The 8737-nt window shown below is 41.7% G+C and carries 7 protein-coding genes; 4 read left to right on the top strand and 3 right to left on the bottom strand.

Annotated features, from left to right (window positions below; all coding sequences use genetic code 11):
- Positions 1–137: 137 nt before the first annotated feature.
- On the bottom strand, positions 138–332 hold the full coding sequence (locus tag FFM64_RS11000; RefSeq protein WP_137608073.1) for a PspC domain-containing protein: 195 nt from the start codon (positions 330–332) through the stop codon (positions 138–140).
- Between the two features lie 333 nt (positions 333–665).
- Here FFM64_RS11000 and FFM64_RS10995 point away from each other — a divergent pair, with 333 nt between their 5' ends.
- Positions 666–1088, top strand: a complete 423-nt coding sequence (locus FFM64_RS10995; RefSeq protein WP_137608072.1) for an Hsp20/alpha crystallin family protein — start codon at positions 666–668, stop codon at positions 1086–1088.
- Positions 1089–1164: 76 nt separating this feature from the next.
- Here FFM64_RS10995 and FFM64_RS10990 read toward each other — a convergent pair whose 3' ends face one another.
- Positions 1165–3363: an SH3 domain-containing protein gene (locus FFM64_RS10990; RefSeq protein ID WP_137608071.1), complete on the bottom strand. Its 2199-nt coding sequence runs from the start codon at positions 3361–3363 to the stop codon at positions 1165–1167.
- A gap of 219 nt (positions 3364–3582) precedes the next feature.
- Positions 3583–5538 carry an SH3 domain-containing protein gene (locus FFM64_RS10985; RefSeq protein WP_137608070.1) on the bottom strand — a complete coding sequence of 652 codons (1956 nt, stop codon included), beginning with the start codon at positions 5536–5538 and terminating at the stop codon, positions 3583–3585.
- Between the two features lie 343 nt (positions 5539–5881).
- Between FFM64_RS10985 and FFM64_RS12515 the strand changes: the two genes are divergently transcribed.
- From FFM64_RS12515 to FFM64_RS10965, 3 genes are all read left to right on the top strand, one after another.
- On the top strand, positions 5882–6079 hold the full coding sequence (locus tag FFM64_RS12515) for a family 1 glycosylhydrolase (protein ID WP_137608081.1): 198 nt from the start codon (positions 5882–5884) through the stop codon (positions 6077–6079).
- Positions 6080–7072: 993 nt separating this feature from the next.
- Positions 7073–8302 carry an MFS transporter gene (locus FFM64_RS10970; RefSeq protein ID WP_137608069.1) on the top strand — a complete coding sequence of 410 codons (1230 nt, stop codon included), beginning with the start codon at positions 7073–7075 and terminating at the stop codon, positions 8300–8302.
- 81 nt (positions 8303–8383) lie between these two features.
- Positions 8384–8683: an ArsR/SmtB family transcription factor gene (locus tag FFM64_RS10965; RefSeq protein WP_379858854.1), complete on the top strand. Its 300-nt coding sequence runs from the start codon at positions 8384–8386 to the stop codon at positions 8681–8683.
- The last annotated feature ends 54 nt before the right edge of the window (positions 8684–8737 follow it).

The following is an 8737-nucleotide window of genomic DNA, read 5'->3' as shown; positions in this document are numbered from 1 at the left end:
GTCACCGAACCAATGCCCTATATTTTTATCATGAATCGTTTATTCAACAACATTCCTATTGACAAGACGTAGAAAAAGGCGACGTCGTTTGGCTTAAATTTGCCAAGCAACGTCGCTTTTGTTTCACGTGAAACATTTTAATTTTCAATAGGATCTTTCATAATTAACCAGAGGACCAAGTAGGCAATAATTCCTGGGAACATTGGTGTAATGGCCAGAATGACAAAAATCAAACGGGCTAAATTGGCATTCCAATCAAAGTGTTCTGCAATGCCACCGATTACTCCTGCAATGACTCGATCTTGACGTGAACGATGAATATTAATTTTCATGATTACTTCCTCCTTTGCTTAGTACTTTGTGCATCAAGTGTAGCTTTTTTAGAGGGTGTAGTCTACCAAAATGATTAGCAGATAGTTAGGATTGATAATGTGAACGAAGTTAAAGCAGATCATTTTCCAAAATATTACAGCGCCAGCTTAATGCATCGAATTGGTGAAATTAGACTTTAAATTTAGCACTCGTTATACGAGAGTGCTAAATCCTTGCAAGTTGAATAGCACCTGTTAGAATAGATATTGAAGGTCAGGAAAGGTCAAAGGAACTCAAATGACACTGACCCGGTAGTTCTAGCCAAGTATTAATTTTGAAAGGGGATTGTGATTATGGCTAATGAAATGATGAATCGGAATGGTTTTGGCATGTTGGATCCTTTTGAACGGATGGCGCAACGTTTCTGGGCACCTTTTGATGATGGTGAACAAGTGCTGAAGACTGACATTAGTGAAACGGACGATCAATATCAAGTGAAGGTTGATATACCAGGTATTGATAAACAAGACGTTAAGTTAGCCTATCGCGGTAACTTGTTGTCGATTAAGGTTCAGAAGCATTCTTTTGTGGATCATAGTGATCAGAAACAGAATGTTGTGATGAACGAACGTCATGAGGGGTTACTGCAACGTGATTATATGTTGCCAGATGTTGACCCAGAACAAATTAAGGCGACTCAAACGGATGGCGTCTTAACGATTACTTTGCCAAAGTCAAAGCAAGTTACGGATAACGGTAAGATCGAAATTGACTAACTTGTTTATAAATTAAAAACGGCGCTTAAACTTGAGATTTTCAAGCTTAGGCGCCGTTTTTTTACAATTGTTTGAATTAGCTAACCATCGCGACATAACGATAGTTGCCGGATGCGGATAGGTATTTCAGCCATTGGTAGCCATTGACTGAAACAAGTCCTAGATAATGAACCGTTTCTCCAGCATAGTACGTGCCAACGATTGAAGCACTCAGGCTCGCAGCAGTTCGGATATTAGTGGTTGCTTTGAAAGTATAGGTCCCTGTCTGAGCTGATGTCGTGCTAGTGTTGGTGGTGCTTGTCGAAGAAGAGGCCGTTGAGCCACTGACTTTAACATACCGTTGAGCACCACTAGCGGCCAAGTAACGTAACCAAGTTTGCCCGTTGACGGTGATCTTGGCATTGTAGTTGACCGTACTCCCTTTGTAATAGGTTCCGACAGTCGAAGCAGTGTCACTAGTTGCTGACTTGATCGCTGTTGCCTGTGTAAAGGTATAAGTGCCAGCGGTTGCAGTCGTTGTCGCACTAGAATTATTGTTTGATGAGGAGCTCGTAGATGAACTTGTTGAACCGCCGCTAATCTTAACGTAACGTTGAGCGCCACTGGCAGCTAAATAGCGTAGCCAAGTTTGCCCGTTGACGGTGATTTTGGCGTTATAGTTGACCGTACTCCCTTTGTAATAAGTTCCAACCGTTGATGCAGAGTCATTAGCAGCCGATTTAATGGCCGTCGTACTACTGAAAGTATAGGTGCCAGCAATGGCTGTAACGGCTTCGCTAGTACTGCTAGTCGAAGTTGAGCCGCCAATCTTAACGTAACGTTGGGCACCACTAGCGGCTAAATAGCGTAGCCAGGTTTCACCATTCGCTGTGATTTTGGCATTGTAGTTGACCGTACTACCTTGATAGTAAGTGCCGACAGTTGATGCCGAGTCACTAGCAGCTGATTTGATCGCGGTAGTACCGGTAAAGGTATAAGTTCCTGATGTTACCGTAGTCGTGGTACTGGTACTCGTATTTCCCGTTGAAGTGGAGCCAGTTGTCGCTGAACTTGTGCCAAAGGTCGCCGTCCCGGCGCTATCTTCAGTTAAGCCAGTATAATCAATGCTGACATCTAAATAGCCAGTGTATGAAGCGCCAGATGGTAACTGTGCTGTTGAAGCAAACTGCCAAGCACCACTAGTCGTATTTAGGAGATTACTACTTGATGGTGAATAAGGATATTGCGCCATCCAAACGCGAGAACTCCCAACGGTATTGGTGACTGCGGTGATATAAGCATAGTATTTTGAGGCATAAACGCCGTGATTTGTATAACCAGCTGCGTCTAAAGCGGACCAGAAGGCATTCAAGTTAGCTTCGGCATTGACTGAATAGGTCAGAGAGTCTTCCATGTCAGCGAAGATAAGCACATTCTTGTTAACACTATTATTCGTTAAAAATGTAACCAAGTTGGTCGCTTCGGCATTGGCTTCTGTCGTTGTATTAAAGGTCGCATAGTGATAAAAATCAACATTCAAACCAGCTTGGTTAGCCATCTTGGCTTCACTAACGGCCGCAGGGTTAACATAGGTGGTGCCTTCTGTTGCTTTGACAATCACGGTTTTGACGCCCACAGACTTCAAGGTATTATAGTCTGATTGGCTCATACCTGATTGATAGGACGCCACGTCCACAACATCGACGCGTGGTCGAGAGGTGTCACCAATGGTCCAAGTATCTGCGGTGGTAGTTGATTCAGCAACCGCCGCAACTGCGGCTTTTTTAACTGTGGTAGCTACTTGACTGTTGGCACTTGTCGCAACAGTTGAGTCTGCGCCACTAGTAGCAGCTGAGCTAGTATTGGAATTAGTGTTTACACTAGAACTATTAGTGGTACTTGAACTAGCGCTAGAAGCAGTACTTGTGCTGGAACTATTAGCGGTGCTAGCACTACTTTCGTTGGAGCTACTACTGGTACTAGTGGCTGTGTCGGCTTGACTTGTACTTGCGCTAGTTGTTTGTGTCGTGTCGGTATCGTTCACGTCAGTACTTTTGGTTGCGGCGCTGACATATGTATTAACACTGCTGGCACTAGAGCTAGTTGCGGCACTACTAGTTGAATTATTAGGCGTTTCGACAGTGTCGGCATGAGCTACTGAATTACTATTGAGTAACGTGCCACCTAAAATTGAGACAAATGATAGTCCAGTTACAAGCCAAAGCTTACCGGATTTATAGAGCTTGAATCTTTTTGATTGTTCAAAATTAAGCTCGTTTCGTGATTTAAAAGCCATGTAAAAATGCACATCCTCATCTATAATCTTATTCGAACAGTTTAATTATAATGAAATTAATAATATTATCAAGGTTTTATAGCGAAATAATTTATACTATTGAAGCTTTAGGCAGTTTTTAGCATTTTTGAGGAGACTAAAAGCCAGCGCATTGCTTAGTCGTTTAACGATTAAGCAATGCGCTGGCTTCATAGATATATTTGAAAAATTATTTTTGGGTTAATTGATTTCTGCAACGTAACGATAGTTGCCAGAAGCTGCTAAATATTTCACCCAAGTATAACCATCAGCTGAGACGGTTCCAATATAGTGAACAGACTCACCAGTATAGTATTCACCAACAATTGATGCATTTAGACTAGCACCAGTCCGAATGTTGGTATTAGTGTTGAAGGTATAGTAACCAGCATTATTTGAACTTGAAGAACTAGCTGTTGTGCCAGCAATTTTGACGTAACGTTGAGCACCACTTGCAGCTAAATAACGTAACCAAGTTTGGCCGTTCTTAGTAATTTTAGCATTGTAACGAACGGTACTACCTTTGTAGTAAGTTCCGACAGTTGAAGCAGAATCATCATCGGCAGACTTGATTGCAGTGGTTCCAGTAAAGCGGTAAACGCCAGATTCAGAGTTAACATTTTCGTTGTTATTGTTAGCTGGAGCACTGACTGTGGCGCCAGCAATTTTGACGTAACGTTGAGCACCACTTGCAGCTAAATAACGTAACCAAGTTTGGCCATCCTTGCTGATTTTAGCATTGTAACGAACACTATCACCCTTATAATAAGTCCCAACGGTTGAGGCAGAGTCACTGTCTGCCGATTTAATTGCGGTTGTACCCGTGAATTTATAGGTGCCAGTTTCGGCAACGTTAGTATTGTTTGTATTACCAGTTACAGCAGTTGAAGAACCATTGGAGAATGTTGCTGTTCCGGCGCTTTGCTCTATGAAGCCGCTATAATCAATAGTGACATCAATTGGACCAGTATAAGTTGACCCAGAAGGAAGTTTTGCGGTAGAAGCGAACTGCCAAGCACCGTCAGTCGTATTCCATAGATCTGTCTTGGAAGGTGAGTATGGCCATTGAGCGCGCCATACGTGTGATGGGCTAACTGTTCTAGTAACGGCATCTCGATATTCATATGAAGTTGAGGTGTAAACACCATGGTTGGTATAACCAGCAGCGTTTAAAGCAGTCCAAAAAGCATTTAAGTTTGCTTGGGCGTTAACGTTGTAAGTATCAGGATCTTCCATATCTGCAAAAAGTAAGACTTTTTGAGAGACACCATTGGTGGTTAAGAAAGAAACTAAGTTAGTGGCTTCAGCTTTTGCCTGAGATGTTGAGCTAAAATGCGCATAGTGATAAAAATCAACGTTCAAGCCTGCTGTATTAGCTTTTTTAGCCTCACTAACAGCATCAGGATTAGTGTAATTCGTGCCTTCGGTCGCTTTAACAATCACAGTTTTAACGCCGACCGATTTCAAAGTATTATAGTCCGACTGTGTCATACCTGCTTGATAGTTAGCGACATCGACTGCATCTACACGTGGCCGAGAAGTATCTCCAATTGACCACGTGTCAGTAACATTGGCTGATCTTGCCAGCATAGCACGTTTAGGTGCTGGCGTTGCGGGGGCTGGGACAACTTTATCAGCAGAAGTATCTTTCTGATTATCAACAGTGTTAACAGGTGAATTGTCACTGTTATTAGCTACATTACTATTAGGCGTATTGTTTCCACTATTTTGGTTGTTGACATTGGGTGTATTGCTATTAGGCGTATTATTTTCGCCAGTTTGGTTGTTGACATCAGGGGTATTGCTACCAGATGTGTTATTTTTGCTATTTTGGTCGTTGACACTAGATGTATTGCTATTAGGCGTATTGTTTGCACCTAATGCATTGTTCTTAGAATTGTTGTTTACGTCGCTAGTTGTAGGATTACTATATGTATCGTTGGCATTATTGCCCACAGTACCGGTACCTTGACTATTCGATTTGGCTGCTACAACTTGAGGGGTAACGTCAGCATGGACGGTTGAATTACTGATTATCGTGCCACCTAAAAATGAGAAAAATGTTAGTCCGGCAACTAGCCAAAGCTTTCCGGATTTGTAAAGTTTAAACCTTTCCGATTGATCAATTTCAAGTTTGTTTCCCGATTTAAAATTCATTCCAATTTACCTACCTTTTTTTCTTTTGTGGACAATTTAATTATAAAAGTTTTCTTAATATTAGCAAGGTCCTATTGTAGAATTATTTAACATGTTGATTTTTAAACTTTCCATCCATATAAGTGTTAAGCTAATTTATCTTGAACTTTGTAATTATCATAGTCCGAATAATAGTTGCAAAAGAGCGATAATAATATGGAAGATACTTGTTGGCTGACAGTTCATTTAAAAAATTCTGTTACAGTAACTTTGAATGATCGGTATGATGCAAATGTATGTGTATACATTTAAAAAATACTTTTTATCAGTTAGAAAAAGTGATTGAGATGTCGATAAGAAAGAAATTAGCACCGCGGAAATAGTCGAAGGCGGGATCTTTGAGGCCGCACGGCACTATACGGCAACGTTACAGCCAGACACGTATTATCTATCCATCACATACATCGAGTGTTTTTATCACCACCGGCGTGAAGATTTAAAGTTGCTCCATGAAGTGGGCTATAACATGTATCGGCTATCGATCTCTTGGACAGTGCCGTGACTATGGAATTGAACCGATTGTTACTATTTTACATTATGAGACACCCTATCATTTAGCGCAGAAGTACTAGGGTTGAGTAGATCGTCAGGTGATTGATTTTTACGTTAAATATTGCAAAGTAATTTCCTGGCATGTAAAACCTGGTCCATTATTGGTTAACTTTCAATGAAATCAACAGTTTGATCATGATAAGTGACTATGTTGGTACCAGATTACCTTTAAAAGATGGCGATACGATGTTTGATGGGTCAATGATGGATGCTACTCAACAAGAAGTGGCAATAAATAATTGATACTGCGGAGACGTGCAGGTGTGTGGGGTTATCCTTACTTTTCTAAACATCATATTGATTTAGTTATTATTCGTCTAGTGCGCGGCTCGCTGAAGCGATTGTTTTACAGGTCTACTTGAATGCGGTTTATGACGTTACGGTGATAGTCGTTGAAAATGGGCTTGATACACGTGACGATCTGACTGCTGATAATCATATTAATGATGACTATGGGATTGTATGCTTGAAAGAATATATCGAAACGATGCATATTGCGATTGATGGTGGGTGTATCCGATTGATATACGCCCTGGGAATGTAGCGATTGGGTGTCAGCAGAAACTGGTCAAATGTCGAAACGTTATGGTTTTATCTAGGTTAACACCGTGATGAGCAACAATGAGGTGACCTTCATCGACTTCCTAAAAAGAGCTTTGACTGGTACCCGGCAAGTTGTTGCATCGAATGGTGCAGATTTGAGCTCAGATGTTTCACAAAAAAGGAATTGTAATTAATTGGTGACTAGTGACTGACTTTAGGCTAGTCGCGGTCGCTTTTTTTTGAGAGTGATAATATTTCCCGGGAAATATCCCGACGCTAGCTGCCGGGGAGTCCGACAAACAAATTAAGTCCGCCTAAATTCGCAAAAATGTGATAAGCTTGTTGACATGACAACTACTTACTGAAAATTAGTTGACCTTTTAATTTGGAGATGACTTTCGTGGACGACGCAGAACGTGAACGTGGACCATGGCATCGTAATTTGATTGTGCTGTGGTTTTGTACGTTTGTTGCTGGGATGGCTTTTAGTGAAATTATGCCATTTTTATCATTATTCGTGAGTCAATTAGGTGATTTTAATAAACAACAAGTGACCTTTTATAGCGGCCTGGCATACGCCGCAGATTATGCCATAGCGGCAATCTCTGCGCCACTATGGGGCATTATTGCGGATAAAAAAGGTCGCAAAATCATGCTACTCCGTGCATCGTTAGGAATGGCGATCGCAATGGGGCTAATGGGTTTTGTGACTAATGTGTGGCAGTTGGTGGCGTTGCGTGCGCTACAAGGTGTTTTCGCCGGATTTATTTCAAATGCGCAAGCGTTAGTTGCCTCACAGACGCCGCGAAAACACAGTGGCCGTGCACTGAGCACATTGATTACGGGTGCTGTTAGTGGCCAACTCTTTGGCCCCGTGATTGGTGGAATATTGGCACAACTTTTCTCAATTCGAAATACCTTCTTTATTACAGCTGGTTTATTGATACTGGCCTTCGTGCTAAGCCTGGTTTTTGTGCAGGAACATTTCAAGCCCGTCGAACACCATCGGCAACCAGGTGAGAGTCGCAATCCGCTAACGGCTTTCAAAAATCCAACTTTGATTATTATGATGCTGTGTTCTACCATGATCGTACAGATGGGGAACGCGTCAATTGCGCCAATCATCAGTCTATATGTGAAGCAGTTAATGCATAACGTTGGTCCGATCACGGTTGTCGCGGGGATTATTGCTGCCTTACCAGGGATTTCAAACATTATTGCGGCGCCAAGGTTGGGTAAATATGGTGACCAACACGGTTCTGGTCGGGTTTTACTCTTTGGCTATATTTTTGCCGTGGTGATGTATTTCCCACAAGGATTAGTCTCAAGTGTGGTTGTTTTAGGATTTTTACGGTTTGCTATCGGAATCTCGGATGGGGCATTATTCCCTGAGATTCAAACGATGTTAACCAAGAATACCCCGGTGCATTTAACATCAACAATTTTTAGTTATAATCAATCTTTCCAAGCCATTGGGAATATGGTTGGTGCCTTTGCCGGTGGGGTGATTGCGGGTATTTTCGACTATAACGCAGTCTTTATTCTAACCGCAGTTGTATTATTAATTAATTTATTGTTGATTCTATGGTTAGTACCAGGTATTTGGAAGAATAATCGTCAAGCAGTCTAATGATATTGAAAATGGTTAGTCAAATTACCGACTAATCATTTTTTGTTGCTGATTTTTTTGATGAAGGGTATACTTAGTTTTGTGAATATCGAACAAGCAAACTCGGCCGCTGAAGATGAGCGGCGCGTGGCAATTTTTAAGGCATTAGCTGAGCAAAATCGGTTACGAATTATCCGGGTACTTTATCAAACACCTCGAGAGATGACTTGCAGTGAAGTGGGGGAGCAATTAAATATTAGCAAGTCCACGGTGTCTTACCATTTTAAAGCCCTGCGGCTAGTCGGATTAACCAATACGCGCCAAGTTGCCCAAACCAAATATTTATCGCTACAGCTAGCGACTTTTGACCGTTACTTACCAGGGTTCTTAGCAACCCTGTAGTTTTTGATTTTGTGGTTCGATAGTTATCGAACTAACGACACAGAAAGCAGGCAC

This window comes from Lactiplantibacillus daoliensis, assembly GCF_005405005.1.
In the GTDB taxonomy this organism is placed as follows: domain Bacteria; phylum Bacillota; class Bacilli; order Lactobacillales; family Lactobacillaceae; genus Lactiplantibacillus; species Lactiplantibacillus daoliensis.
This window is presented reverse-complemented; position numbering and strand designations above follow the sequence as displayed.